The 26,107-nt window shown below is 64.4% G+C and carries 22 protein-coding genes; 13 read left to right on the forward strand and 9 right to left on the reverse strand.

The genetic code is table 11. The annotated features are described in order from the left end of the window. Positions 1-45: 45 nt before the first annotated feature. The 3 genes from KSAC_RS02335 to KSAC_RS02345 all read right to left on the reverse strand — a co-directional run bounded on the left by KSAC_RS02335 (position 46) and on the right by KSAC_RS02345 (position 2,059). A complete protein-coding gene (locus KSAC_RS02335; RefSeq protein ID WP_243705269.1) occupies positions 46-831 on the reverse strand; it encodes a sulfite exporter TauE/SafE family protein in 786 nt (261 codons plus the stop codon). Positions 832-1,082: 251 nt separating this feature from the next. Next, positions 1,083-1,325, reverse strand: coding sequence for a hypothetical protein (locus KSAC_RS02340; protein ID WP_132303973.1), 243 nt, complete (start codon positions 1,323-1,325; stop codon positions 1,083-1,085). Between the two features lie 77 nt (positions 1,326-1,402). Continuing rightward, positions 1,403-2,059, reverse strand: a complete 657-nt coding sequence (locus tag KSAC_RS02345; RefSeq protein ID WP_132303975.1) for a pyridoxamine 5'-phosphate oxidase family protein — start codon at positions 2,057-2,059, stop codon at positions 1,403-1,405. A gap of 86 nt (positions 2,060-2,145) precedes the next feature. Here KSAC_RS02345 and pdxR point away from each other — a divergent pair, with 86 nt between their 5' ends. Continuing rightward, positions 2,146-3,564 (forward strand): MocR-like pyridoxine biosynthesis transcription factor PdxR, encoded by a 1,419-nt coding sequence (gene pdxR / locus KSAC_RS02350; RefSeq protein WP_165927273.1) that lies wholly within the window; start codon positions 2,146-2,148, stop codon positions 3,562-3,564. A gap of 104 nt (positions 3,565-3,668) precedes the next feature. Here pdxR and KSAC_RS17205 read toward each other — a convergent pair whose 3' ends face one another. Next, entirely contained in the window at positions 3,669-3,821 is a 153-nt protein-coding gene (locus KSAC_RS17205; protein ID WP_165927274.1) for a hypothetical protein, read from the reverse strand. 80 nt (positions 3,822-3,901) lie between these two features. Between KSAC_RS17205 and KSAC_RS02355 the strand changes: the two genes are divergently transcribed. Together KSAC_RS02355 and KSAC_RS02360 are read left to right on the forward strand one after the other, a co-directional pair. Continuing rightward, positions 3,902-4,657, forward strand: coding sequence for a CDP-diacylglycerol diphosphatase (locus KSAC_RS02355; RefSeq protein ID WP_132303979.1), 756 nt, complete (start codon positions 3,902-3,904; stop codon positions 4,655-4,657). A gap of 190 nt (positions 4,658-4,847) precedes the next feature. After that, positions 4,848-5,648, forward strand: coding sequence for an SDR family NAD(P)-dependent oxidoreductase (locus KSAC_RS02360; protein WP_102323721.1), 801 nt, complete (start codon positions 4,848-4,850; stop codon positions 5,646-5,648). A gap of 16 nt (positions 5,649-5,664) precedes the next feature. On the opposite strand, the gene KSAC_RS02365 is transcribed toward KSAC_RS02360, so the two are convergent. Beyond that, positions 5,665-6,138, reverse strand: a complete 474-nt coding sequence (locus KSAC_RS02365; protein WP_132303981.1) for a DUF3574 domain-containing protein — start codon at positions 6,136-6,138, stop codon at positions 5,665-5,667. Between the two features lie 47 nt (positions 6,139-6,185). Next, entirely contained in the window at positions 6,186-6,569 is a 384-nt protein-coding gene (locus KSAC_RS02370) for a VOC family protein (RefSeq protein ID WP_102323719.1), read from the reverse strand. Between the two features lie 194 nt (positions 6,570-6,763). On the opposite strand from KSAC_RS02370, the gene KSAC_RS02375 reads away from it, so the two are divergent. From KSAC_RS02375 to treY, 8 genes are all read left to right on the forward strand, one after another. Then, positions 6,764-7,459, forward strand: coding sequence for a YfdX family protein (locus tag KSAC_RS02375; protein WP_132303983.1), 696 nt, complete (start codon positions 6,764-6,766; stop codon positions 7,457-7,459). Positions 7,460-7,819: 360 nt separating this feature from the next. Continuing rightward, the gene (gene glgP / locus KSAC_RS02380; protein ID WP_132303985.1) at positions 7,820-10,333 is read left to right on the forward strand and encodes an alpha-glucan family phosphorylase; all 2,514 of its coding nucleotides are present in this window, start codon (positions 7,820-7,822) and stop codon (positions 10,331-10,333) included. Between the two features lie 225 nt (positions 10,334-10,558). Then, positions 10,559-12,199, forward strand: a complete 1,641-nt coding sequence (gene glgA / locus KSAC_RS02385; RefSeq protein WP_132303987.1) for a glycogen synthase GlgA — start codon at positions 10,559-10,561, stop codon at positions 12,197-12,199. Positions 12,200-12,256: 57 nt separating this feature from the next. Continuing rightward, positions 12,257-14,476 (forward strand): 1,4-alpha-glucan branching protein GlgB, encoded by a 2,220-nt coding sequence (gene glgB / locus KSAC_RS02390; protein WP_132303989.1) that lies wholly within the window; start codon positions 12,257-12,259, stop codon positions 14,474-14,476. Then, complete coding sequence (gene glgX / locus KSAC_RS02395; RefSeq protein ID WP_102323714.1) at positions 14,473-16,602, forward strand: glycogen debranching protein GlgX; 2,130 nt, start codon at positions 14,473-14,475, stop codon at positions 16,600-16,602. The genes glgB and glgX overlap by 4 nt, the downstream gene beginning before the upstream one ends. Continuing rightward, positions 16,599-18,383 carry a malto-oligosyltrehalose trehalohydrolase gene (gene treZ, locus KSAC_RS02400; RefSeq protein ID WP_132303991.1) on the forward strand — a complete coding sequence of 595 codons (1,785 nt, stop codon included), beginning with the start codon at positions 16,599-16,601 and terminating at the stop codon, positions 18,381-18,383. Before glgX ends, treZ begins: the two co-directional genes overlap by 4 nt. Beyond that, positions 18,376-20,445, forward strand: coding sequence for a 4-alpha-glucanotransferase (gene malQ, locus KSAC_RS02405; RefSeq protein WP_132303993.1), 2,070 nt, complete (start codon positions 18,376-18,378; stop codon positions 20,443-20,445). The genes treZ and malQ overlap by 8 nt, the downstream gene beginning before the upstream one ends. Next, positions 20,438-23,197, forward strand: a complete 2,760-nt coding sequence (gene treY, locus KSAC_RS02410) for a malto-oligosyltrehalose synthase (RefSeq protein ID WP_132303995.1) — start codon at positions 20,438-20,440, stop codon at positions 23,195-23,197. Before malQ ends, treY begins: the two co-directional genes overlap by 8 nt. 60 nt (positions 23,198-23,257) lie before the next feature. Here the strand turns inward: treY and KSAC_RS02415 are convergent, their stop codons facing one another. The 3 genes from KSAC_RS02415 to KSAC_RS02425 form a co-directional block, all read right to left on the reverse strand. Next, positions 23,258-23,590, reverse strand: coding sequence for a hypothetical protein (locus KSAC_RS02415; RefSeq protein ID WP_110547575.1), 333 nt, complete (start codon positions 23,588-23,590; stop codon positions 23,258-23,260). 132 nt (positions 23,591-23,722) lie between these two features. Beyond that, entirely contained in the window at positions 23,723-23,941 is a 219-nt protein-coding gene (locus tag KSAC_RS02420) for a hypothetical protein (RefSeq protein WP_102324223.1), read from the reverse strand. 12 nt (positions 23,942-23,953) lie between these two features. After that, complete coding sequence (locus KSAC_RS02425) at positions 23,954-24,436, reverse strand: hypothetical protein (RefSeq protein WP_132303997.1); 483 nt, start codon at positions 24,434-24,436, stop codon at positions 23,954-23,956. A 269-nt stretch (positions 24,437-24,705) separates the two neighbouring features. On the opposite strand from KSAC_RS02425, the gene KSAC_RS02430 reads away from it, so the two are divergent. Further along, positions 24,706-24,936 (forward strand): hypothetical protein, encoded by a 231-nt coding sequence (locus KSAC_RS02430; RefSeq protein ID WP_243705270.1) that lies wholly within the window; start codon positions 24,706-24,708, stop codon positions 24,934-24,936. A 429-nt stretch (positions 24,937-25,365) separates the two neighbouring features. After that, positions 25,366-25,854, forward strand: a complete 489-nt coding sequence (locus KSAC_RS02435) for a hypothetical protein (RefSeq protein ID WP_132303999.1) — start codon at positions 25,366-25,368, stop codon at positions 25,852-25,854. Positions 25,855-26,107: the final 253 nt, after the last annotated feature.

The raw sequence follows: 26,107 nt of genomic DNA on the forward strand, positions 1-26,107 counted from the left end.
ACGCAACTGTAGCAAGGTGGCAGGCCGCACGCAAAAGGCCGGGGGTCAGATGACCTTGATGCCGACGGTCAGCAGGATCGCGGCCAGTATGATCCGCTGTACCCGGTCCGGTATCAGCCCGATGCACAGGCTGCCCAGCACGATACCGGGTATCGACCCGCACAGCAGCGAGAACAGCAGCCCCATGTCGATATCCCCGATCCACCAGTGGCCCATGCCCGCGATGGCGGTCAGCGGCACCGCATGGGCGATGTCGGAACCGACCAGCGTGCGGACCTCCAGCCCCGGATACAGAAAAATCAGCGCCGCCATCCCGATCGCTCCCGCCCCCACGGATGACAGCGTCACCATCACCCCCAGCACGATGCCCAGCAATGTGGTCAGCCGGCCCGTCATGGCGGGGGAGATGCTGCCCGCCTTGGCGCGGGACAGCGCCTGCAGGCGCTGGCGGAACAGTACGCTGGGGGCGGTAATCAGCAGCGCGATGCCCAGCGCCACGGAAATGACATGCGTTACCTGTGGCGACGGGCTGCCCACCCAATGCAGGACGGCAATGGTCAGCAGCGTGGCCGGTATGCTGCCCGCCGCCAGACGGCCCACCACCGACCATGCCACCGACTGCCTGCGTCCGTGGACCAGCGTGCCCACCGTCTTGGTCAGGGCGGCATAGAGCAGGTCGGTCCCGACGGCGGATTGCGGATGGATGCCGAACAGCAGGATCAGCAGCGGCGTCATGAGCGACCCGCCGCCCACGCCGGTCATACCCACCAGAAACCCAACACCAAGGCCGGACAGGACATAAAGCAGGTTGATCGATTCAGTCAGGTGCATGGTGTAGGGACTCATGGCTCGACGGGCGGGGGCCGGTGCTGCATTCCATCGGGCGTGGTGCTGAATTTCCACGTCCGTACAGTCCCGACCGGGTCTAAATAACACAAAATATATGTGTTTTTCCGGTTGTGGAAACATCTCCTTATGTGGAATTACGGGCCAGCACAAGCCCGACCGTTAATACCGCGCCGCCATCGTCCGCATGGCTGGCGTGGAAAAAAGAAAACCCGGCGCGATGGCCGGGTCCCGGTTCAGTATGGATAGGGATAGACGGGCGGCGGCGGCGGCGGCGGCCGCATCCCCCACACGGGCGGCGGTGGCGGCGGACGGCCATAGCGCCACCTGCCTTCATGCCAGTATGGACGCCGCCCGTAGGGTCCGCGCCCGCCATGCGGGTACGGGTGGGCCCAGCCGGGATCGTAGGGCCGGGCCTGCGCCAGTGGCGGAACCGACAGCACAAGGACGGCAAAAACAGCCAGACAGAGTCTTTTCATGATGTCCTCCTCCTGTGCCAGCATGAAACCACCAGATTGCGGCACGATTGCGATAATGGTGCCAACGCGGCAGCGGCCTAAAGGAAGCGGTGCCGCGCCGCATCAAGTGATGCAGGGCAGGGGGTGCCTTCCACTACACGATTATCATCAACCGGACGACCCAGCGCGGTCACGACCGGGATCACCCCGGCCCAGATCGGCAGGTCATAATCCGCCGTATCATCAACCGGGCCGCCCGTACGGGTCTTGGTGGCGGCGGTGTCGATCCGCATGGCCAGCACACCCGTCGCCTTGCGTTCCTTCGCCAGCATGGGACGCACTTCAGCCCATCGTCCGGGCAGCAGGTGTTCGGTTATCACCTTCAGCGCATGGTCGTGCCCATCGGGGTCGGTGACGTGATGCGCCTGCCCATGCACCACCACGCTGCGGTAATTGACGGAATGGTGGAAGGCCGAACGCGCGGCCACGATCCCGTCCACCATGCTGACGGTCAGGCACAGGGGAAAGCCTTCCGCCACGTCGCGGATGATACGCGTTGTGCTCGCGCCGTGGATGTACAGCATATCGCCATCGCGGCCATAGGCCATGGGGATCACCATGGGCCGTCCGTCCATGATGAAGCCGACATGCGCCACCAGCCCGGCATCCAGAATGGCATGGACGGCGGGCGCGTCGTACCGGGCGCGTTTTGCCTGCCTTACGCGGGCATAGGGGGGCAGGTCGGTTGTCGTCATATCCTTGGCTCCTTCAGGTATGCGCCCATGGTGCGCGCGCCAGTGGCCGTGCTAAAGGTCAGGTTTTCATAATTACGGAGGGCCAGTTGCTGGCCGAACGCATAACCCTTGTGCCGCAGGGCCGCGTACCGCTGGCGGAACAGATCTACCGCCAGATCCGCGACCTTGCCCGCCACGGCAGGCTGCCATCTGGCATGGCGCTGCCGTCGTCGCGTGCGCTGGCGGGCCTGCTTGGGGTGTCGCGCAATACGGTTTCGGCGGCCTATGACCTGCTGCGCGCGGAAGACCTTGTCATCACGCGCCCCGGTGCCGTTGCGGTACTGAACATCCCCGCCACCTTCGCCCTGACGGAGCGCAGGGTGCAGACAGTCGGGCGGCCCGTCCGCCTTGCCCCGGCAGGTCATGCGCTGTCCGCCCCGCTACCCGCCATGGTGGAGGGTGCGCGCCTGCGCCCCGGCAGGCCCGACCCGCGTCTTTTCCCGCGTGACGCATGGGCGCGGGCGCTGCGCCGGGCAGGGCGGACCCTGTCGGGTGATGCGCTGCTATATGGTGATTCACACGGGCTGGCGGCCCTGCGGCGGGTTCTGGCCCGCACGCTGGCTGAAACGCGCGGGCTGCATGTCGATCCCGAACACCTGCTGATCCTGCCCACGGTCCGCGCGGGGCTGGGGCTGCTGGCGCGCTGCCTGTGCGCGGATGGCGACAGCGTATGGCTGGAAGAACCGGGCTATCCCGGCGCGATGCAGGCTTTTGGCACGTTGCGCCGGGTTGCGCTGCCGGTGGACGGAAACGGGGCGGATGTCTCGGCCATGCCGCAGGGCGCCCCACGGCTGATATACGTCACACCTTCCCACCAGTATCCCACCGGCACGCGGATGAGCCTGTCGCGGCGGCTTGCCCTTGTGGCGCGGGCGCGCGAATGCGGCGCGCTGGTGGTTGAAGATGATTATGACAGCGAATTCCTGTGGAGCGGACGCCCCGTCCCCGCGCTTGGCGCACTGGCGGAAGCGGGAGAGGTCGCAACGCTGGGCACCGTCGCCAAATCCCTGCTGCCGGGCCTGCGTCTGGCATGGCTGGCCGCCCCGCCACATCTTGCACCCGCGCTGATCCGTGCGCAGACCAGCCTTGGGCTTATGGCCAATGTCCATGCGCAGGCGGCGCTGGCGGATTTCATGGATGGCGGACAGTACCGCCGCCATCTGGAACGGATCAGCCGCATATACCGCAACCGGGGCGAAACCCTGCGCGGGGCACTTCTGGCCCATTGTGGCAATCATGTCGCCATACCGCCGCTGATTGGCGGGCTGCACATGGCCGTCCGCTTCGCGCCGGGGGTGGATGATGTGGCCGTGTCCACAGCGCTGGGGCAGGCCGGGTTCGGGGTGCCCCCACTTTCACAGTTCTATCAGGGCAGGGGGTCACCGGGGCTGGTTGTGGCCTTTGCGCAGGCGGATGAGGCGACCGCGCGCGAATTCGCAACCCGTCTGGCCCGACTGCTGGCATGAGCCATACCAGTCCTGCGCGACAGGAGAATTGTCCCCGGACCGGCACTGCACTGGCGGTTTACGGTCCTGTCCATAAAACACGCTGTAGCGTGGGGACATTTTCTTCAACGGCCCGGATGGAGCCTGCCTGCCATGGCCATCATGGTCGTGCCGGTCTGTAAGCTGTCATGGTTCGCGCGCGCAACCTGTGCCACGATTGCACATGCGGCGCTGTGGGCCGCCGGACGGACGAAGCCATGAATGACGGTCCCGTCCATGCTGGCAGGCGGGTTCGGGCACCAGTATGGCGCGGGAAAGATGCAGGGGAGGTCATGCAGTACGCCATGGAATACAGGGCATGAAGGGACGTGTCCTGATCGCGGTCGCGCTTGCCGTAGCGGCATGCGGCACCTATGCCGTCCGTGCCGCCGTCAACCCCGATGCGTTATGGCAGATCGTGCATGAACGCTGCACCCCGGGCGCAACCACGCCCGGACAGGCCATTCCCTGCGCGGAGGTCGATACCCGCGCAGGCTATGCCGTGCTGAAGGATCGGGTGGGAGTGGGACAGTACCTGCTTATTCCCACGCAGCGGATCACCGGCATGGAAGACCCCGCCCTGCTGCGCGATGACCTGCCGGATTATTTCGATTACGCATGGCGGCAGACACGGCGGCTGAATGGCAGGCTGGCACGTCCGCTGCCTGCGGATGACATGATGCTGGCCATCAATTCAGCCTACGGGCGCAGCCAGAACCAGTTGCATATCCATGTGGACTGCATGCGCACGGACGTAAAAGTGGCGCTGCACTGGGCCGTGCCCCATCTGGGGCCGGACTGGACGCCGCTGCCGCTGCATGGCCATGCCTACCGCGCACGCCTGATCCGGGTGGCCAGCCTGTCGGGCGTGCGGCCCTTCAGCCTGCTGGCGCATGATCTGGCGGACCCCGGCCGGGAAATGGGCCAGCACACGCTGATCGTGGCCGGCGTGGTGCAGCCCGATGGCCAGCCGGGTTTCGTGGTGCTGGACGATCATGTCGATCCCCGCACCGGCGACCGTGCTGCAGGGGAAGAACTTCAGGACCATGCCTGCCAGTTGCAGCACATGCCATAACCCGCGCCACAGGCTGGAAGCAGCCATGCAGGCATGTCCGCTGCACCCGCGCGGGTCCCGTGCCACCTTATGCGCACCGAACCGTGCGGGCAGATACCCGTTGGGTAGCATGTCGGGGCCGTTGCCGTGTTCACCGGGGCGCGTCCCGATCCCGTATTTCAGCCGGGTGTTTTTTAACCGGGAGACAGATATGTCATCTACCGCACAACCGTTTTCACACAGGGTCGCACTTGTTACCGGGGCGGCAGGCAATATCGGCCTTGCCTGCGCCGAAAGGCTGGCCGCCATGGGGGCGGATCTGGCGCTGCTCGACCTCAATGGCGAAAAACTGGAACAGGCCCGCGCCAGCCTGAGCCAGCATGACGTACGCATCACCACCCATACCTGCGACGTATCGGACAGCGAACAGGTCGGCAGCGTGGTGGACGGGGTGGCCGCTGAAATGGGCCAGATCGATTTTCTGTTCAACAATGCGGGTTATCAGGGCGCTTTCGCCCCCGTACAGGATTACCCGGCGGATGACTTCGCCCGCGTCATGAACATCAATGTATGCGGCATGTTCAACGTGCTTCAGCACGTATCGCGGCACATGATCGCACGCCGGTTCGGGCGGATCGTGAATACCGCCAGCATGGCAGGCGTGCAGGGGCCGCCCAACATGGCGGCTTACGGCGCATCCAAATTCGCGGTGATCGGATTGACGCAGGTGGCGGCAAAGGACCTTGCGCCATACAACATCCGCGTCAACGCCATAAGCCCTGCCTTCATGGGACCGGGGATGATGTGGGACCGTCAGGTCACCCTTCAGGCCGAAGCAGGCAGCCAGTATTTCTCCCGCGATCCGAAGGAGGTCGCACGCCAGATGATCGACAGCGTCCCCATGCGCCGCTATGGCAGCATTGAGGAAATACCCGGCGTGGTCGCTTTCCTGCTGGGCGACGATTCAAGCTACATGACCGGCGTCAACCTGCCCATTTCCGGCGGCATCTGAACCGGGGACCGAGGCATCAGAACGCATCGCACCCGGCGCCTGCCACCACGCCCACGGATTGCTGGCCAAAGCGGCGGCGGTATTCATCACGGATGGTGCTGATCCGCCCGGCAAGGTCGGGCAGGGCAGGGGTGACAATCCATACGACCCGTGCCGGTTCGTGCCTCACCTGACCGCTCTGCCGGTCACGCCACTGACCATCACCATGCACAACGGTCAGGCCGTCGGGAAACTGCGGCGTGACCACATCGCGCAGGAAAATCCGCCACTGCCGCGGTGTAACCCGTGTCCCATCCGGGCGGCGCAGGCCGAACAGCAGGGTAATGTTCAGGTCCGCCCGCGCCTGCAACGCCGCGCAGGCGGCATCAGGCCCGCCGGGTGACGCAGTATTATCCCGTGCCAGCGCGGGCGCGCAGGGCAGGAGCGTCCACGCCACCAGCAATACAGCCAACCCGCCCCGATAGCAGCGGTGCGGGTGCAGTGCCGCCATCCCGTCACGGCCCGTCCGATCAGAGCCGGTCGGGCACCGGGATGGGTTTACGCCGGAACGCGGTACAGCGCGCACAGCTTGTGCCCGGTGGGATCGCGCAGATAGGCAAGGTACAGATCGCCCGAAGCAAGATGGCGGATACCCGGCGGATTTTCACAGGTCACACCGCCATTGGCCACGCCTGCATCGTGCCATGCCCTGGCCGCTTCCGCCGAAGGGGCGACAAAGCCGAGGGTCTCGCCATTGCCCGCCGTGGCCGGTTCGCCATTGATCGGCTTCGTTATCATGAGCCGCCCGGTGGCAGTGGCGTAATTCAGTCGCCCCTTCGCATCGACGCTGGCTGGCGCAATGCCGAGGGCAGCAAACGTGCTGTCGTAAAATTTCTTCGAGGCTTCAATATCGTTCGTGCCGATGGTGATGTGACTGAACATGAATCCGTCCTTTGCAAATGTGCGGCGCGATCATGACATGGGGGAAACGAATACGGCAACAGCCCCCGGATCGGGCGCAGCCGCATAACGGCGTAACAGACATGGACCTGCGAGCAATTTTTTGTAACACTCCCGAACGGGATCGGCGCGCAGGCTGATCGTGATTTTATTATATTGATATATAAAGGAAAAACATGCGTTTTATCGCTTCACTTGCCGTTGTGGCAGGTCTGGTTTCGGCACCGCTGGGCGCCCACGCGGCATCGCTGCACACCGATTGGGAAAAGTTCAAGGCCACGCGCGCCTTCAACCACCTGTCGGCTGACGGGCAGCGCGCGATTATCGATATCCTGAATGCAAAGCAGATTCTGGACTCCGGCAAGACCGATGCCGCCATCCCGCCCCTGTATGACGCCACCCGCCGCCTGACCGCCGCGGGCAAGGCAAACAACCAGTTCGTTGCCGCCGAAAATGCGCTGCACCCCGCACCGCAGCACCCCGCCGCCCCGTCCCACGTGGCGGGCACGACCCCGGTTACGTGGGTTCCGGTTGGTGGGGAGGTGATCGGCACCGAAACACTGGCCCCGGAAAAGAAGACGGCCATCGCCACCGCCAACTCGCAGCTCAAGGCTGGCAATACCCAGCAGGCCGCGCAGACATTGCAGGTAGTGGGCGAGGACGCGGATTTCATCCTGGCCCTTGCACCGCTGGACCAGACGCAGGGCGCGATCAACCGCGCCACCGTGTTTACCGAAGCCCGCAACCCCACGGAAGCATCCGCCGCATTGCAGCAGGCGCTTGATGGCATCGTGTTCGTGTCCGAGGATTTTACGGAAACGGCCACGCCTGACCAGACCGGCAAGCACGCCCCGGCAAAAACCGGCAAGTAATCCGGCCCGGCCCGCCGTGAACCCGGCATAACCGCAGGGTTCACGGCCAGCGCGTGCCCCACCGGGCGCCGCATGCAAATTCTACGCCGCGCCATATGCTGGTCGCCCGCGTACACCAGAAAATCAGCCAGTTGATCCCCGCGCGACACCCGTTGCGTCCGTGCGTCCCTACGCATGCGGGGAGACAGTCTTCTGCCCCCCAGACAGTGCCTGCAACACCATGAGCGGAGAAACTTCCGGTCATGGCGCAACCGCATGCGGGGCATGGGCGTATTGCCCGTGGGCGGGATACATACCCGCTGCCGCGCACTGATCGCGCGGCTCACTGCCTGCATGGCATAATGAAAAGACCCTGAAACGATGGTTGATCCCGCAGGTCCAGATGCGACGGCAGATGAACAGGCCCTTATGGATCTTGCGCTGGACCTGCACTGGACATGGAACCATGCGACCGACGCCCTGTGGCGTCAGCTTGCGCCCGATATCTGGGACCATACGCGCAATGCATGGACGGTATTGCAGAACACGCCGCGCCACCGCATGCGCGAACTGCTGGAGACCCCCGCCTTTCACGACCTGCTGACCAGCCTGACGCAGGCCCATGCCGACAGCCAGCAGCGCCCCGCATGGTTTGAAACCGCCTGCACCATGACCCCGGCGCCCTGCATCGCCTATTTCAGCATGGAATTCATGCTTGATGAGGCCCTGCCCATCTATTCCGGGGGACTGGGCAACGTGGCGGGGGACCAGTTGAAGGCGGCAAGTGACCTCGGCGTACCGGTCGTTGCGGTCGGGCTGCTTTATGCGCAGGGCTATTTCCGTCAGGAACTGACCCCGGACGGGCGGCAGGAAGCCCTGTATCCCATAAACGATCCCGCCCTGCTGCCCATCCGCCCGGTTCTGGACGGCGGTGGCGACCGGCTGCGCCTGCCATTCCAGATCTCGACGGGGCGGATATGGCTGCGGGCGTGGCAGGTGACGGTGGGGCAGACGATGCTGTACCTGCTGGATACGAACGACCCCTATAACCCGCCGCATATACGCTGCATCACCACCCAGCTTTACGGTGGCGATGCGGAACTGCGGCTGCGGCAGGAACTGGTGCTGGGCATTGGGGGATGGCGGCTGCTACGCGCGCTGGGGCTGCGCCCGGATGTCTGCCACCTTAATGAAGGGCATGCCGCGTTCGCCGCACTCGAACGCGCACGCGGGCTGATGGAGGATATGGGCATTCCCTTCATGCAGGCGCTGACCATCGCACGCGCGGGCACCATCTTCACCACCCATACCGCCGTGCCCGCCGGGTTCGACCGTTTTGCGCCGCTGCTGGTCATGAGCCATCTGGCCTTTTACGCCAGCAATGACCTCCATATCGACGTTGAGGACCTTCTGGCGCTGGGCCGTGGCGGGGCACCGGCGGATGATATGAATACGCCCTTCAACATGGCCTATCTGGCCATGCGGGTCAGCGGCGCGGTCAATGCGGTCAGCCGCCTGCATGGACAGGTCAGCCGCGCGCTGTTCAACCCGCTTTTCCCCCGCTGGCCCCGCGTGCAGGTACCCATTGGCCATGTGACCAACGGCGTGCATGTGCCGACATGGGATTCAGCGGCGGCAGATGCGTTATGGACCCGTGCGGCGGGCAAGGAGCGCTGGCGCGGCGCGCTGGAAAGCGTGGAGCCATCGGTCCATGCCCTGCCGGCGCAGGAACTGTGGCACTGCCGCTGTCTTTCCCGCGCGGCACTGGTTGCGTTCATTGCAACCGATCACAGCGCGCGGGCCTGTTTTCATAGCGGGGAGCGCGCGCAATGCCTGCCGCCGCCGGTTTTCGACCCCGCCGTCATGACCATCGGCTTCGCCCGCCGGTTCGCCACCTACAAACGGCCCGACCTGCTCCTGCACGACCCTGACCGGCTGGCCCGTATCCTGACCAGCGCCGAACGGCCCGTACAACTGGTGATCGCAGGCAAGGCGCACCCGCAGGATACGGCGGGGCAGGCGCTGATTGCGCAGTGGATCAGGTTCCTGCAGCGGCCCGACGTGCATGGTCGTGTCGCCTTCCTTGTCGATTATGACATGTCGATCGCACGCCAGATGGTCGAAGGCATGGACCTGTGGATCAATACCCCCCTGCGACCGTGGGAAGCCTGCGGCACGTCGGGCATGAAGGTGCTGGTCAATGGGGGGCTGAACGTATCGGAGCGCGATGGCTGGTGGGCCGAAGCCTGGGCGCCCGATGTAGGCTGGGCCATTGGCGATGGCATGGATGAAGGGCATGATCCCCGGCGTGACGCCCATGATGCCGACAGCCTGTATACCCTGCTGGAACGCGAAATCGTGCCCCTGTTCTACCAGCGCGACGCCGATGGCATCCCCCAGCAATGGGTGGCCATGATGCGCGAAAGCATGACCCGGTTGACCGGGCGCTTTTCGGCAAACCGGGCGGTACGGGACTATACCCGCGATTTCTACATGCCCGCGGCGGCGGCATACCGTACGCGACTGGCCGATAACGGGGCGAAGGCTGCGGCCATCATGCACTGGCGCGAAAGCCTTGACCGGCTGTGGCACGCCATAAGCCTTGGCCCGGTGCAGGCGACGGCGGCGGGCGACAGGTGGCATGTCACCGTCGCCGTAACCCTTGGTCCCGTCACGCCGGACATGGTGCAGGTCCAGCTTTACGCCGACCAGCCGGAGGGAGCGCCCATCATAGTACCCATGACGGCACAGGCGGGACAGGCGAGCGGTCCCGTATCCTACAGCGCGGAGGTCAGCGCCACGCGCCCGCCCGCGGACTACACGCCCCGGGTCATTCCCCATCACCCCGATGTGGCCATCCCGCTGGAGGCTGCGCATATCATATGGCAGAAATAGCCATTACATTGCGAACAAGTAATGAATGATGGTCGCGGTTCCGTAATATCTAAATGGTTACATGTTTTACTTTACGGTCCTGTTTGACAAGAAACGTTGTGAAGTAATGCGCCCCCACCATGCGATCACATAACCGTGTGGTTGAGACCATGCGCACAATGGCCCGTTAATCGCAGCAGACCCGGAAAATATGACCGGTTTTTCCCATGCCAAGGAAACAGGCGGATGGCCACTGCGCTCAGCCCCTTTGTCTCACCGATCCGGCTGCTTTCGGTTACGTCGGAAATGTTTCCCTTCGTCAAGACGGGGGGGCTGGGCGATGTGGCTGGCTCCCTGCCCATGGCTCTGGCCCGCTACGGGGTGAATGTCACCACCCTTCTACCCGGTTACCGCCCCGTGATGGCAGCAATGGAAGACCGCCGCGCGGTCGCACACCTGCCTGACCTGCTGGGCCACGCGGCAACGCTGTGGGCGGCGCGGGCGGGGGATGTGGACCTGCTGGTACTGGACGCGCCCACGCTGTTCGACCGCCCCGGAAACCCTTACATGTGCCCCGATGGGCAGGACTGGCCCGATAATGGCGTGCGCTTTGCCGCGCTGTCCCGCATGGCGGCCAATATCGCGCAGGGCCAGCTTGCGTGCTACCGGCCCGACCTTGTTCACGCGCATGACTGGCAGGCGGGGCTTACGGCGGCCTATCTGCATTATGACCGCATGGCGGCGGGGGACGACGCGGCCGCCATACCCCGCATACCGGTCGTACAGACCATCCACAACCTTGCCTTTCAGGGGCGCTTTCCAGCGTCCAGCATGGCCGAATTCGGGCTGCCGCCAGAAGCCTTTTCGGTGGAAGGGTGCGAATGCTATGGCGCGATCAGCTTCCTCAAGGCCGGGCTGTATTTCGCGGATCGCATCACCACGGTCTCGCCCACCTACGCCCATGAAATCCAGACACCTGAAGGCGGCATGGGCCTTGACGGTCTGCTGCGCCAGCGCCGCGACCGGCTGGAAGGCATACTGAACGGCATCAGCACCGATATATGGAACCCGGCCAGCGACCCGGCGGTGCATTTTCCCTACATGCCGGGCGACACGCTGGGGCGCGCGCCCAACAAACGCGCCCTTCAGGCGGAATTCGGGCTGGCTGCCGATCCCGATGCCTTCGTCATCGGCATTGTCAGCCGCCTGACCGAACAGAAGGGCATCGACCTGCTGCCACAGGTGACGGGCAACCTGCTGGCGGGCAATACGCAGATTATCGTGGTGGGGGAAGGCGATCGGGAGATCGAACGCAGTCTGGTGGCGTTACAGCAGCGTTTCGCGGGGCGCTTTGCCTGCCGCATCGGCTATAGCGAGCGACTGGGCCACCGCGTGCCATCCGCCGTCGATGCGCTGCTGATCCCCTCGCGTTTCGAACCGTGTGGCCTGACCCAGCTCAGCGCGCTGCGCTACGGGGCGGTGCCGGTGGCGTCGCGCGTAGGGGGGCTGGCCGATACGATCGTCGATGCCAACCCCGCCGCCATGGCGCATGGGGTGGCGACGGGTTTCCTGTTTTCCCCGGTGGATGCGTCAACGCTCGTCACCGCCGTCAGCCGGGCGCGGATGCTCTACCGGCGCAATCGGCGGGCATGGCGGCAGTTACAGGTGAACGGTGCGGCGTGCGACGTATCGTGGAACGAGCATGCCGTCCATTACGTCATGCTGTTTGCCGATGTTCTGGGGCTGGACCCTTATGCGGCAGCCACATCCAACGTGATCTGCCTGCCATCGGGCCAGCAGCCACGCCGCATGCAGCGCGAAGCCCGCAGGCGGCGGATCGCGCGCAGGCCACCCCGGCTGTCATGGCCGCTGGCCGCGCCCCACTGACCACACGGCACGCACGCCATCGCGTCAGCACGTAACAAGCAATAAAGGCCGAGGTGTATGAGGATCAGACAGGATGAAGCCCATTATGCCCTTCCCGAAGGTGTCGATGACCTCATACATGGCCGCTGCGCCGACCCGTTTTCCATCCTTGGCCGCCATAACATGGGCAAGGTCGATGTCATCCGCGTGCTGTATCATGATGCGGCACGGGTGCGTCTGGTGGTTGAACGCCCGCGCGGCTCCGCGGTCGAACGCCCGATGCGGCGCATGGGCGATACCGGCCTGCATATCGGCACCATCCCCGCAGGCGCGCGCTATCACCTGAAGATTTTCTGGGCCGATGCGGCGGAGGAAACCGCCGATCCCTATTCCTTCGGCCTGCTGCTGGGCGATATGGACCTCTACCTGTTCGCCGAAGGCAGGCACCACCAGCTTGACCGCGTGATGGGCGCGCAGCCCATGATGATCGACGGGACGGCGGGCGTGCGCTTTGCCGTATGGGCGCCCAATGCGCGGCGGGTGTCGGTCATTGGCGATTTCAATTTCTGGGATGGCAAGCGCCACCCGATGCGCCTGCGCCATGCGGCGGGAATATGGGAACTGTTCATTCCGGGACTGGGGGTAGGCGAGCGGTACAAATTCGAGATCATGGCGCGCGACGGGCGCATCCTGCCACAGCGCGCCGACCCGTTCGCCCGTTTTGCCGAACGTCCGCCCGCCACGGCATCCGTGGTGGCGTCGGCCGATGCGTTTACATGGCATGACGGGGAATGGATGGGCAGCCGCGCGGGGTGGCAGGTGCCCGAAGCCCCGATCTCGATATACGAACTGCATGTCCCGTCATGGCGGCGACCGGGCGGCGATCCCGACCGTGATATTTCATGGCGCGAACTGGCGCAGGAACTGATCCCCTATATCCACGCCGCAGGCTTCACGCATGTCGAACTCATGCCGGTGATGGAATATCCTTTTGGCGGGTCATGGGGTTACCAGCCGCTCGGGCTGTTTGCTCCCTCCGCCCGGCATGGAACACCGGCGGATTTCGCGGGGTTTGTGGATGCGTGTCATCAGGCCCGCATCGGGGTGATACTGGACTGGGTGCCCGCCCATTTCCCCAACGACGTGCATGGGCTGATAAGTTTTGACGGCTGCGCGCTGTATGAACACCAGGACCCGCGTGAGGGCGTACACCGCGACTGGAACACCCATATCTACAATTTCGGCCGCCATGAGGTGCGCGGCTTCCTGATTGCAAGCGCGCTCATGTGGCTGGAGCGGTTTCATATCGACGGCCTGCGTGTCGATGCCGTGGCGTCCATGCTGTACCGCGACTACAGCCGCAGGGAAGGGGAATGGATACCCAACATCCATGGCGGCCGCGAAAATCTGGAAGCCGTGGCCTTCCTGCGCCAGCTTAACGAAACCATCCACGCCACCATCCCCGACGCCATGACGATTGCCGAGGAATCAACCGCGTGGCCCGGCGTCACCCATCCGGTCGCGCAGGGGGGGCTTGGCTTTTCGTACAAATGGAACATGGGCTGGATGCATGACAGCCTGCATTTCATCGCGCGCGATCCGCTGTGGCGTGGCTACCACCTGTCGGAAATCCTGTTCGGGTTGTACTACGCTTTCAGCGAACGTTTCATCCTGTGCCTGTCGCATGATGAAGTCACGCACGGCAAGGGTTCGCTGCTGGCGCGCATGCCCGGCGATCAATGGCAGCGCCATGCCAGCCTGCGCGTCTATTATGCCTTCATGTGGGCGCATCCGGGCAAGAAGCTCCTGTTCATGGGCAGCGAGTTCGCGCAGGAAGGCGAATGGTCCCATGCGGGCGAACCGGAATGGCATACCCTTGAAAACCCGCTCAAGGCCGGGATGCTGGGGCTGGTTTCCGATCTGAACCGCCTTTATGCAACACTGCCCGCATTGCATGCGCGCGACTGCGAACCCTCAGGCTTCGCGTGGGTCGTGGGCGATGACACGACCAATACGGTGCTGGCATGGCTGCGCCTTGCCCCCGGTCATGCGCCGGTTCTGGTGGTGCTCAACCTCACCCCCGTCATCCGCCATGATTACCGCGTGGGCGTGCCGGTGGGCGGGCAGTGGCGCGAATGTCTCAACTCCGACGCCACCGCCTATGGCGGCAGCGGGGTGGGCAATGGCGGTCACGCCATGGCGACGGATCAGGCGGCCCATGGCCACCCCTATTCATGCGTGCTGACGCTGCCGCCGCTGGCAGCGCTTTACCTGCAACCGGTGGGGGAAGGGGCATGATGCGCTTTCCGCCTTCGCTCTCACCGGGCAGCCCCACGCCGCTTGGTGCCCACTGGGACGGGATGGGCGTCAACTTCGCCGTGTTTTCCGCCCATGCGCAGCAGATGGATGTCTGTATATTCGACCCGCGTGACCGGCGTGAGATCGTGCGCTTCCGCCTGCCTGAATATACGGACGAGGTCTGGCACGGCTACCTGCCCGATGCCGAACCCGGCCTATTGTACGGCCTGCGTGCCTTTGGTCCGTACGACCCGGCCAATGGCCACCGTTTCAACCCGCACAAGCTGCTGATCGACCCCTATGCCCGTTGCCTGAGCGGGGCGCTGGTTCCGTCCGATACCCAGTTTGGCTACCGCCTGCATTCACCCCGCGCCGACCTGTCATTCGACAGGCGCGACAGCGGCCCCACCATGCCGCGATGCGTGGTGGTGAACGATGCCTATGAATGGGGCGATGACAGCCGCCCGTGCATCCCGTGGGATGAGACGGTCATCATGGAAGCCCATGTCCGTGGCCTGACCCGGCGACGCGCGATGGCGGGACAGTGGCAGCCGGGCACCATTCAGGCCCTTGGCGCGCCAGAGATGATCGACCACCTGCGCCGCACCGGCATCACCACGCTCGAACTCATGCCGTTGCAGTATTTCATGCCCGAACGCAGCCTGCTGGAAAATGGCCTGACCAATTACTGGGGCTACAACACGCTGGCGTTTTTCGTGCCGCATGATGGCTATCTGGTCAACGGGTCCGCCCATGAACTGCGCACCGCCATCCGGCGGCTGCACCGGGCGGGGATCGAGGTGGTGATGGACGTGGTCTACAACCACACCTGCGAAGGCAGCGAGCAGGGGCCGACCCTGTGCTATCGCGGGCTGGACAACGCATCGTATTACCATCTGGTGCCGGGTAACGAACGCCACCTGATCAACGATACCGGCTGCGGCAACACGCTCAACCTGTCCCATCCGCGCGTGTTGCAGATGGTGCTGGACAGCCTGCGCTACTGGGCGGACTCCTTCCATGTGGACGGCTTCCGCTTCGACCTTGCCCCCGTGCTGGGGCGCGAACCGTACGGGTTCGATCAGGGGGCCGGGTTTTTCGATGCGATCGTCCAGGACCCGGTCCTGTCGGACCGCAAGCTGATCGCCGAACCGTGGGACCCGGGACCTGGCGGCTACCAGCTTGGCAATTTCCCGCCCGGTTTTGCCGAATGGAACGACCGTTTCCGTGATACCACGCGCCGCTTCTGGCGCGGCGATCCGATGCAGCAGGGCGACATGGCCGCACGCATCGCGGGATCGGGCGACCTGCTGGACCGGCGCGGGCGCAGGCCGTGGAGTTCAATCAACCTCGTCACCGCGCATGACGGTTTCACGCTGGAAGATACCGTCAGCTACGCCGAACGCCATAACGGGGCGAACAGGGAAAACGGGCAGGACGGGCACGCGGAGAACTACAGCGCCAACTGGGGCGTGGAAGGTCCGACCGATGATCCCGCCATCCTTGAACTGCGCGGGCGGGTCCAGCGCGCGATGATGGCGACGCTGCTGCTGTCGCACGGCACGCCAATGCTGCTGGCGGGCGATGAGTTCGGCCAGACGCAGAATGGCAATAACAACGCCTACTGTCAGGACAACGCCACAAGCTGGCTGGACTGGAACCGCGCCCGCAGCCCGGCGGGGGAAGCCATGACAACGTTTGTCAGCCGCCTTTCGGCCCTGCGCGTGGTCCATCCCTCCCTGCGCTCGGCACGCTACATGCACGGCCGCCACAGGCCGCTGCCCGACATTCCGGACATAAGCTGGTTCAGCCATGACGGAAACCTCATGGGCGTGGACCAGTGGAATGACGGCGCGTTCCATTTCCTTGGCGTGCGCCGGGCGGTCAATATCACCGATGGCATATTCGATATTACCTATACGCTGCTCAATGCCGGGGGGGAGGACATCACGGCCCGCCTGCCCACGCCCGCGGGAAAATGGACGCTGCTGCTGGACACCACCCGCCCCGAAGCGCCGGAAAGAACGCTGGCGGACGATGCGCAGGACATTGTGGTGCCCGCGCATGGGGTGCTGCTGCTGTCGGTCATGCCCGACGCATCCGCAATCGAAGGGCACACGCCATGAACACGCATTTCCACTACGAAAGGCGGGCGGGGGCGATGCTGCTGGATGCGGGGCATACGCGCTTTCGCCTGTGGGCGCCGTCATCCGCCGGCGTGGTGCTGGAAGCCGAGGGGCATCCCCCGCTCCCCATGGCGCGAAAGGGCGGGGAGGGATGGTTTGAATGCGTGCTGGCCTGCGGGGCGGGCACGCGCTACCGCTACCGCGTAACACCCGACCTTGCGGTGCCGGACCCCGTTTCATGCTACCAGCCCGATGACGTGCATGGGCCGAGTGCCGTCGTCGATCCCGCATCCTATGACTGGCGGCATGGGGCATGGCGGGGCCGCCCATGGCACGAGACGGTCATTTACGAAGTGCATGTGGGCGTCATGGGCGGTTATGCGGGGGTTGCGCGCGACCTGCCGCGTATCCGCGCCCTTGGCGTCACGGCCATCGAACTCATGCCGCTGTCGGAAATACCGGGGGGCCGTAACTGGGGCTATGACGGCGTGCTGCCCTATGCGCCGGAATCCGCCCATGGGTCGCCCGATGCGCTCAAGGCGCTGATCGATCAGGCGCATGGACTTGGCCTCATGGTGTTTCTTGATGTGGTGTACAATCACTTCGGCCCGGACGGGAACTACCTGCCGGTCTATGCGGCACCCTTCTTCCGCAACGATCTGCACACGCCGTGGGGGGCGGCCATCGATTTCCGGATTACGGCGGTGCAGGACTATTTCCTCGATAACGCACTGTACTGGCTTATGGAATTCCGCTTCGACGGGCTGCGGCTTGACGCGGTGCAGGCCATTACGGAACGAAGCTGGCTGGAACAGCTACCCGCACGCATCCGCGCCCGGACCGAGCGCGGGCGGCATGTTCACCTGATGCTGGAAAATGAAAATAACGACGCCGGCCTGCTCCGCGCAGGGTATCGCGCGCAATGGAATGATGACGCCCATAACGCGCTGCATGTGCTGCTGACCCATGAGCATGAAGGCTATTACGGCAATTTCGTATCAAACCCGGCGGGGGCGCTGGCCCGCGTGCTGGGGGAAGGCTTTGCCTTTCAGGGTGATATCTCCCCCGTAACCCATAAGCCACGCGGTAGCCCCAGCATCGATCTGCCGCCCGAACGCTTCATCATCTTCCTGCAGAACCATGACCAGATCGGTAACCGGGCGCTGGGCGAACGTCTTGTGGCGCTGGCCCCGCCGCAGGCGTTGCGCGCGGCGTACGGGCTGCTGCTGCTGTGTCCGCAGATACCGCTCCTGTTCATGGGGGAGGACTGGGGTTCGCGCCAGCCGTTCCTGTTTTTCACCAGTCATGCACCGGAACTGGGCCGCATCGTGCGCGAGGGACGACGGAAGGAATTCGCCGGTTTTTCCCATTTTGCGTCGGAGGAGGCACAGCACACCATACCCGACCCCAACGCCCCGGAAACCTTTGCCGCATCCTGCCCCCCGGCGGCGGAACGCGACATGCCCGAACATAGGGCATGGAATGTGCTGATCCACGAACTGCTGACGATACGCCATGACGAAATCGTGCCCCGCCTGTCCGGCGCGCGGGCCATCGGGGCGGATGCAGTGGGGGCAGGGGCCGTATGCGCGCGGTGGCGGATGGGCGATGGCGCAGTGCTGACCATAGCGCTCAACCTTGCGGACAGCCCGGTAATCCTGCCGCATGCACCACAGGGACGGTGCCTGCATGCGCAGTTCCCCCCCGGCGCGGATCTGTCTTCCACCACCCTGCCGCCCCATGCCGTTCTGGCCTGCCTGACAGAGGCGCAAAATGACTGACCGCACCCTTATCGAGCGCGCCCGCAGGGCCGGTCTGAGCGTACGCTGGCGCGATACCGCCGGGCGGGTCCAGCAGGTGCCCGGCGAGAATCTCAGCCGCCTTCTGAATGTTGTTGAAAGCATGGGCGGCCGCGCGACCGGCACGGGCCTGCCCGCCATGATCGTGGCCATAGCCGGGCGGCCCACACCGCTCCCCCTGCCGGAGGGCATGCAGTCCAGCCCGTTCCGCATCACGCTGGAAAATGGCGAGCGGCTGGAGGGCAGCCTGCGGCAGATACGCGGCAAGCCCGCGCTGCCCGCCCTGACGGTTCACGGCTATCACCAGCTTGAAATCGGTCCTCATGCCACCCGGCTGGCGGTGGCCCCCGCATCATGCCCCACCATAAACACCATTACGGGAACGGAGAACGCACGCATATGGGGCGTGGGGGCCCAGACATACGGGTTGCGCATGCCCGGTGATGGCGGCATTGGCCATTTTGGCGCCGTCGCAACCCTTGCACGCCTGGCGGGCGCACGCGGCGCGGATGCGCTGGCCATAAGTCCCGCCCATGCCATGTTCGCGGCACGGCCGGGACAGTACAGTCCATATTCGCCTTCCACCCGGCTGTTCCTCAATGCCCTGCTGGCCGACCCGCATGCCGTGTTCGACACCGCCACCGTGCAGGCCGCAATGCAGAAAGGGGGCAGGGCCTATGTCGATGCCCTGAAAAATCTGGAAACCACCCCCCTGATCGACTGGGCGGCGGCATCCGCTCACCGTTACCAGCTTCTGCGCCGCCTGTATGAAGACCGGGTCGCATCCCAGCCGCCTGCCGAACTGGCCGCCTTCCGGGCGGCGGGCGGCACCGCGCTGGAACGCCACGCCATATTTGAAACCCTGCATGCCCATTTCGCCACCTATGGCGCGCGCGGGGGCGACTGGCGGCGGTGGCCCGTGGCCATGCGCCAGCCCGCCAGTCCGGAGGTTGCCCGCTTCGCCGCCGAATTCGCCCATGATGTGGGCTTCCACGTCTTCGTGCAGTGGCTGGCCGCACGCAGTCTGGCGCAGGCGTGCCATACCGCGCGGGCATCGGGCATGCGGGTGGGCATCATCGCCGACATGGCGGTGGGCATCGATCCCACGGGCAGCGAATGCTGGGCACGGCAGGAGGAGTTCCTGACCGGCGCATCCATCGGGGCACCGCCAGACGCCCTCAGCCCGCTGGGGCAGGACTGGGGACTGACCACGTTTTCCCCCGCCGGACTGCGCGCCACGGGCTATCGCGCCTTTATCGAAACACTGCGCGCCGGTTTCGCCCATGGCGGCGGGCTGCGTATCGACCATGTGATGGGGCTGGAACGGTTATGGGTCATACCGCAGGGCGGTTCGTCAGCGGAGGGGGCTTACCTGTCCTTTCCCCTGTCCGACCTGCTGCCCCTTGTCGCCCTTGAGGCCGAGCGCGCGCGCGCCGTGGTGATCGGGGAGGATCTGGGCACTGTCACCGCCAGCTTCCGCAAGGCCGCGCAGCAGCGCGGCGTGATGGGGATGAACGTGCTGTTTTTTGAGCGCACATCCCACGGCGCGTTCAGGCCGCCCGTCGCATGGTCCCCCGGTTCCGCCGCCTTCACCACCACGCATGACCTGCCGACCGTGGCCGGATGGTGGCAGGGGGTCGATATCGACTGGCGCGCGCAACTGAACCAGTTCGCCCCCGGCACCACCGCCGACACCCAGCGCGCGGAGCGGGAAAATGACCGCACGGCGCTGTGGTCCGCCCTGTCCGCCGCGCGCGGCACGGCTGGTGGAAAGCGGGTGGCCGAAAAGCCCCCGGCCACCGTTGCGGGCGCACGGCAGGTGGTGGATGATGCCATCGGCTTCGTGGCCGCCACACCGTGCCCGCTGGGTATCATTGCGCTGGAAGACCTGCTGGGCCTTGCCGAACAGCCCAACCTGCCGGGCACGACCACGGGCCACCCCAACTGGCGCAGGCGGTATGCGGGCATGACCGCGACCCTGCTGAGCGGCGCCGATGCCCGCAGGCGCGTCAACCGGCTGCGGGCGGAGCGTGGTCATGCCTGAACCTGTTGTCCCGTCCCTGATCCGCGCCACCGCCCGCCTGCAGTTTCGTGGGCGCATGACGCTGGATGACGCAACCGCCCTTGTGCCGCAGTTTGCCCGCCTTGGCATAAGCCATCTGTACGCATCCCCGCTGCTGGTGGCCTGTCCCGGTTCCACGCATGGTTACGATACGGTAGCCTATGACCGCATTGATCCCGCTCTGGGCGGGGAGATCGCCCTTATGAACCTGAGCAGCCGGCTGCACGCGCACGGCATGGGCCTGCTGCTTGATATCGTGCCCAACCACATGGCGACCGATGACCACAATCCATGGTGGATGGATGTGCTGACATGGGGGCGGGCGTCGCCCCATGCTGACTGGTTCGATATTGACTGGACCGTGCCCGATCCCGACCTGCGGGGGCGGGTGCTGCTGCCCTTTCTGGACCGTCCCTTTGCCGAGGCGCTGGCGGCGGGCGCGCTTGCCATGCAGTATGACGTGCCCAGCGGACTGTTTTTCATCCACCACCACAGCCATCGCTTTCCCCTGTGCCCCACGGGATATGGCGGCCTTCTGGCTGCGGTCAGGGCACCCGGGCAGGTACTGGCCAATTTTACCACGCTGGCCATGCGCGGCGGGCCGGGGGCGGAAGCGCAGGCGGCCCTGAGTGCCCTGCGCCAGTGGGCGACAACGGCTGAAGGGCGTAGCGCCATTGCCCGCGTCACCAGCCTGCACAACGCGGCAGGTAACGCGGCACGCACACGTCTTGCCGCCGTGCTGGAACACCAGCCATGGCGGCTGGCATGGTGGCGCACGGCGGCCACACGGATCAACTGGCGGCGGTTTTTCGACATTACCGGCCTTGTCAGCCTGAGTGTCGAACGTGAAAGCGTGTTTGACGCGGTGCATGCCTATGTCTTTTCGCTGTACCGGCGCGGGCTGATCGATGGGGTGCGGGTCGATCATATAGACGGGCTGAGCGCGCCTGCCGCCTACTGCCAGCGCCTGCGTGAGCGCCTTGGCCGCCTGTCGCGCCTGCGACCGGACAGCGCACTGCCGGGCGCCGTGATTTACGTTGAAAAGATCCTGTTGCCGGACGAGCAACTGCCCGCCGCATGGCCGGTTGACGGGACGACAGGCTATGATTTCATGGATCAGGTGGCCGCCGTGCTGCATGACCCGGCGGGTGCGGATGCGCTGGAGCGGCTGTGGGCGGCATGCGACGGGGATGCGCAGGCTCTTGAACCGATGGTCAGGACTGCGCGGGCGCATCTGCTTGACCACAGTTTCGCCGCCGAATTTAACCGCCTTGTCAGCCTGCTGGACGCGGCCCTGCGCCACCGGGGCGACATCTGCAAAACGGATGACATGCAGGCCGCGCTGAAAACCCTGCTGATGCACTTCCGGCCCTACCGCACCTATTTCGGGGATGAGGCGGTGCAGGACCATACCGCCGACGTAACAGCCCTGAACGCCGCCAGGGCGGCGGCCGTGCCGTGTCTGGACCAGGATCAGGGCCGGGCGCTGGAAAACATGATGCGCGTACTGAGCGCCCGCCCCGAACATGCGCCCCCGGTATGCGTGCGCAGGGCACAGCAGGCGTTCGAGCACCTGACAGCGCCGCTGGCCGCCAAATCACTGGAAGATACGGCGTTCTACCGTTATGGCCGCCTGCTTTCGCGTAACGAGGTGGGGGCCGACCCCGGCACGCTGTCCATGCCGGTCGCAGGCTTTCATGCCCGCTGTGCCGACCGCCTGCGCCATTATCCCGACGCATTGCTGGCCACGGCGACGCATGACCACAAACGGGGGGAAGATACGCGCGCGCGCCTCATGGTCCTGAGCGAAATGGCGGGGGAGTGGGAAACCACGGTGCAGGGCTGGTTCGTCCGTAATGGCGCGACTGACACCGCCGGGCCGGACCGCGTGGATGAGATCATGCTGTACCAGACACTGGTCGGCGCATGGCCGCTGGAACCCTTTGCCAACGGGACGGCCCGACAGCATTTTCGTGACCGTATCCTTGGGTGGCAGACCAAGGCCCTGCGTGAAGCCAAGCGCCATACAGGCTGGATCGACCCGGACGTGGCGTATGAAGACGCCTGCGCAGCCTTTGCCACGCGGCTGCTGGACCCCGCCATATCCGGGGATTTCCTGCACCAGATGGAATCCCTTGTCGCCCGCATCGCCCCCGCCGGTGCCCTGAACGGGCTGTCACAGACCCTGCTGCGGCTGACCACGCCGGGGGTGCCTGACCTGTATCAGGGATGCGACCTGTGGGATTTCAGTCTGGTTGATCCCGATAACCGCACACCGCCAGATTTCCTCCACCGCGCCGCCCTGCTGGAACAGTCCACCCGTTTCAGCGCCGCTGCCGCCACATGGCGCACGGGCCGCGTCAAGCAGGACCTGATCCGCCGCATCCTGTCATTCCGCCAGCAATATCCCGACCTGTTCGCACGCGGCACGTATGAACCCGTCACCCTCAACGGACCGGACCGGGACCATGCCATCGCCTTCATCCGGCGGCACGGCCCGCTGCGCCTTCTTGTCGTGGCCCCCCGGCTGCCGCTGGCGATGCGGCCCGGTACCGACACGCTGGCGCTGGGGCGGGAGATGGGGCTTTCGCTTGCCATGTCGGCAGAGGGGGCGCAGTGGCACAGCCTGCTGGGCGACGTGCCGCAGCGGATCACCCGCCCGTTCGAGCGTGGAAACGTGCCGCTTGTCTGCCTCACCCACGATGCGGATACATCAGGACGTCTGAAGATCTAACAGGATGGAAAGACGTGGGGCGGGTAACGCCTTTCTGACCACCCGGCAAAGGCTATGGACCTATTGCCACGCGCCGTTACGAAGCATGCAGTCGCGGAAGTAGTTGCGATGGGAGACACGGCTGATGCCGATGGTGGTGCTGCTCATATACGTCCCCGTACCGGACAGTGCTTCGCATTTGGCTTCGATCCCGGCATAGGCCCCACTGTCCTTCGACTGGGCGATATGATGGCCTGATATGGTCCCGTATGGGGAACTGATATGCTGCTGGTTCTGCATGTGGTGCGAACCGACCAGCAGATTGATGCGATGCGTGTGCGCCTGTGCCACAGGTGGGGTACACAGGGCGGCAAGCAGCATGATGGCCCCTAAAAAAGCGGGCTTCGCGGGCATAGGGTCTTCTCCATGGGGGATACGGCACCCTTTATACGCTGCGCATGTATCGCAACTGTGTCTGGATACAACATTTATGTATTATCCGGATTATATATTGTTCATGTTATATGATTGCCGTCCGGCAGCGGGTCAATGGTGGATCAGGCCCATGCCCGCCTGCATCGCGGTATGCAGCACGTCGGACCAGATGCCCTGACCACCACCCCTGCCGCCGCCGTGCTGACCATCGCCGGGTGGTGGCCCGTTATCCGCTTCGTCCATGGCCAGGTCATCATCGGGCTGGGACCGATGGGCCGCGCAGCCGCACAGAAGGAACAGGCAGCCCCCAACCATCAGCATCCTGCGCATGCCGCCCGTCATCTAATCGGAATTGCCGATACGGATTTTTGAGACATCGACACTCTCGTGATGGTCCACCGTGGCACTGCCCGGACCATCATGATCCGGCCCATGCCCGCGCGACGGACCCGGTGGCGGGCACCGGCTGACCATACGTTCATGCTCCGGCGGGGCGCCCCGGCGCATATCCATGCCATCGGGCGGCCCGTACTCACCCGCCATGCCATTATCCATCATGCCCCGATTGAACAGGCCATTCCCGGCCATGCCGCCGCCGGGCATCATACCCCCGCCCATCATGCCGGGACCACCACCCACGCCGAAGCCGGAAGTAACACTGCCATGTATCCCACGGTCCACATCGGCGGCTACGGCGTCATGGGGCAGGGGGACACGACGGCACACCTCCCCACCGGGGCGGTTATGACAGGCGGCAAGCGCCATGGGCAGAACGAAACTGAACAGGGTCGCGGCACGGATATGCCCGCGGGGTACGAAAATCATCTGGTGGCCTGCGCATGAAAAATACTGGCGGCACTGTAATGGGGGGAGGGTTCGATAATCCTGTCACGAAATGTTATTTTTCATTCCAGAAGTGCAGGAGGCCGCCTTCAGCATTTTTTTGTACGGTGGCGGGCCATGAAAACCATCCGGTCGACCGCAACTTATGTTAGACTGCGACGTTCGATGCAGGGGCCATGCCACCACAATATCCAGATACATAACTCGTGACCGTTCCAACACCCCAATCGCGGATGCACAGGGAGATGGACATGACACCGTCAGATCATGAAGTGAACAATCAGGAACTGGAAACCCGGGCAATCAGCCTGTGGAAAAAACAGCACCCCGACCGCCCCTGGCGGCGTGTGGGCAGCATGCACCGTTACCACAAGACCGCGCACGCGCTGGAAGGCATCCCGGCCTTCCCCGAGGAGCAGGCGCAGTTCCGGTTCCTTGCAGCGCATGCACTGACCGTTTCCCACGGTCGGGAGTGCATGTAGCACTGGCAGCCTTCACCGGATCGGCGGACGCACCGATGCCCTGCGGGGGCTGCGGGTCCGCGCATACTCCATCCGGTAATGGGGGCAGGGGTCATTACCACTTCACGCACAGAGTGTGGAGCTGATCGACGCGCATCGAAACAACCGGCCTTTTTTATACCCACGCCCCCTGCCAGATCCGGCAGGGGGCGTTTCTGTTCTGGCATCACCGGATGGAACCGAACTATCCGCTTCTTTCCATCAGCCGAAGGAGCCGTGTCGGGATCGTTGCCGTATGGAAGGGATGCCGGACCCGAATATCCGTTTCATGTCCTGTAGTCGGTAATTACATTAAGACTGCTTATGCATAACCGTATTCCCGATCCGGCAGGTTGTCTGCACTGCATTGCCAGCCCACCATAGCCACCTGATCAGGATGGAGGAGCTGACGTGATTGATCGTGACCTGCAGGACGCGATGCTTCGCCGCATGGCCGAAAACGGGGGAGCGGCCAATCTGGCCCCGCCCGCTGGCACGGATGCGACGCAATGCGCCCGCAATCTGCTCGACCTTGAATTGCAGGGACTGTGCAAGGGCGGGGTCAGCATTTCAGGCAGCAACTTCCAGATCACGGGCGACACCACCCTGACCGATGCGGGTCGCGCCTATCTGGAACGCAAGGATGAAATGCACCTTACACTGAACGCGCCCGATGCGATCGACAGGCTGCGCCAGCGCGTCGCCACCGATACCGGGCTGAGCGATACGGAACGTCACGACCTGACAGCCACGGTGGACACGCTGCATCCACTTGCCCTGCGGGCGCTGGGGCGAGAACTGCTGGAACGTGCGCTGGAAAACAGCCCCGACGCCATACCGCTGCTGAAGAAACATGCGAATACCCCGACATCTTCGTCGGGACCATCCCGCCCTTCATGACACCAGCGATCCCCGGCTGGTGTTCTCCCGATCATTTATTCATAAAATAATGAAATAAGCATATATATAATTTATACATATATCTTATTTCAACCAACCAATACATACCAGTAAAATACAGATATTTAAAGCATATCAGAAAACGGTAGAGCATTTTATTGCATATCAGATCGGCTTCCCGCGATCTGCGCTTTTGCGGTCCTGTCTGCGATAAACTGGATGCCCCGTATGGAATGGCATGTCGGTATGCCGG

Origin of the sequence: Komagataeibacter saccharivorans (genome assembly GCF_004348195.1) — a bacterium.
In the GTDB taxonomy this organism is placed as follows: Bacteria; Pseudomonadota; Alphaproteobacteria; order Acetobacterales; family Acetobacteraceae; genus Komagataeibacter; species Komagataeibacter saccharivorans.

Excerpts from the sequence above, each read along its gene's own strand:
- KSAC_RS02335 (WP_243705269.1), bottom strand. The coding sequence starts at position 831 with ATGCACCTGACTGAATCGATCAACCTGCTTTATGTCCTGTCCGGCCTT.
- KSAC_RS02340 (WP_132303973.1), bottom strand. The coding sequence starts at position 1,325 with ATGAAAAGACTCTGTCTGGCTGTTTTTGCCGTCCTTGTGCTGTCGGTT.
- KSAC_RS02345 (WP_132303975.1), bottom strand. The coding sequence starts at position 2,059 with ATGACGACAACCGACCTGCCCCCCTATGCCCGCGTAAGGCAGGCAAAA.
- KSAC_RS17205 (WP_165927274.1), bottom strand. The coding sequence starts at position 3,821 with ATGGACGGGACCGTCATTCATGGCTTCGTCCGTCCGGCGGCCCACAGC.
- KSAC_RS02355 (WP_132303979.1), top strand. The coding sequence starts at position 3,902 with ATGAAGGGACGTGTCCTGATCGCGGTCGCGCTTGCCGTAGCGGCATGC.
- KSAC_RS02360 (WP_102323721.1), top strand. The coding sequence starts at position 4,848 with ATGTCATCTACCGCACAACCGTTTTCACACAGGGTCGCACTTGTTACC.
- KSAC_RS02365 (WP_132303981.1), bottom strand. The coding sequence starts at position 6,138 with ATGGCGGCACTGCACCCGCACCGCTGCTATCGGGGCGGGTTGGCTGTA.
- KSAC_RS02370 (WP_102323719.1), bottom strand. The coding sequence starts at position 6,569 with ATGTTCAGTCACATCACCATCGGCACGAACGATATTGAAGCCTCGAAG.
- KSAC_RS02375 (WP_132303983.1), top strand. The coding sequence starts at position 6,764 with ATGCGTTTTATCGCTTCACTTGCCGTTGTGGCAGGTCTGGTTTCGGCA.
- glgP (WP_132303985.1), top strand. The coding sequence starts at position 7,820 with ATGGTTGATCCCGCAGGTCCAGATGCGACGGCAGATGAACAGGCCCTT.
- glgA (WP_132303987.1), top strand. The coding sequence starts at position 10,559 with ATGGCCACTGCGCTCAGCCCCTTTGTCTCACCGATCCGGCTGCTTTCG.
- glgB (WP_132303989.1), top strand. The coding sequence starts at position 12,257 with ATGAGGATCAGACAGGATGAAGCCCATTATGCCCTTCCCGAAGGTGTC.
- glgX (WP_102323714.1), top strand. The coding sequence starts at position 14,473 with ATGATGCGCTTTCCGCCTTCGCTCTCACCGGGCAGCCCCACGCCGCTT.
- treZ (WP_132303991.1), top strand. The coding sequence starts at position 16,599 with ATGAACACGCATTTCCACTACGAAAGGCGGGCGGGGGCGATGCTGCTG.
- malQ (WP_132303993.1), top strand. The coding sequence starts at position 18,376 with ATGACTGACCGCACCCTTATCGAGCGCGCCCGCAGGGCCGGTCTGAGC.
- treY (WP_132303995.1), top strand. The coding sequence starts at position 20,438 with ATGCCTGAACCTGTTGTCCCGTCCCTGATCCGCGCCACCGCCCGCCTG.
- KSAC_RS02415 (WP_110547575.1), bottom strand. The coding sequence starts at position 23,590 with ATGCCCGCGAAGCCCGCTTTTTTAGGGGCCATCATGCTGCTTGCCGCC.
- KSAC_RS02420 (WP_102324223.1), bottom strand. The coding sequence starts at position 23,941 with ATGCGCAGGATGCTGATGGTTGGGGGCTGCCTGTTCCTTCTGTGCGGC.
- KSAC_RS02425 (WP_132303997.1), bottom strand. The coding sequence starts at position 24,436 with ATGATTTTCGTACCCCGCGGGCATATCCGTGCCGCGACCCTGTTCAGT.
- KSAC_RS02430 (WP_243705270.1), top strand. The coding sequence starts at position 24,706 with ATGACACCGTCAGATCATGAAGTGAACAATCAGGAACTGGAAACCCGG.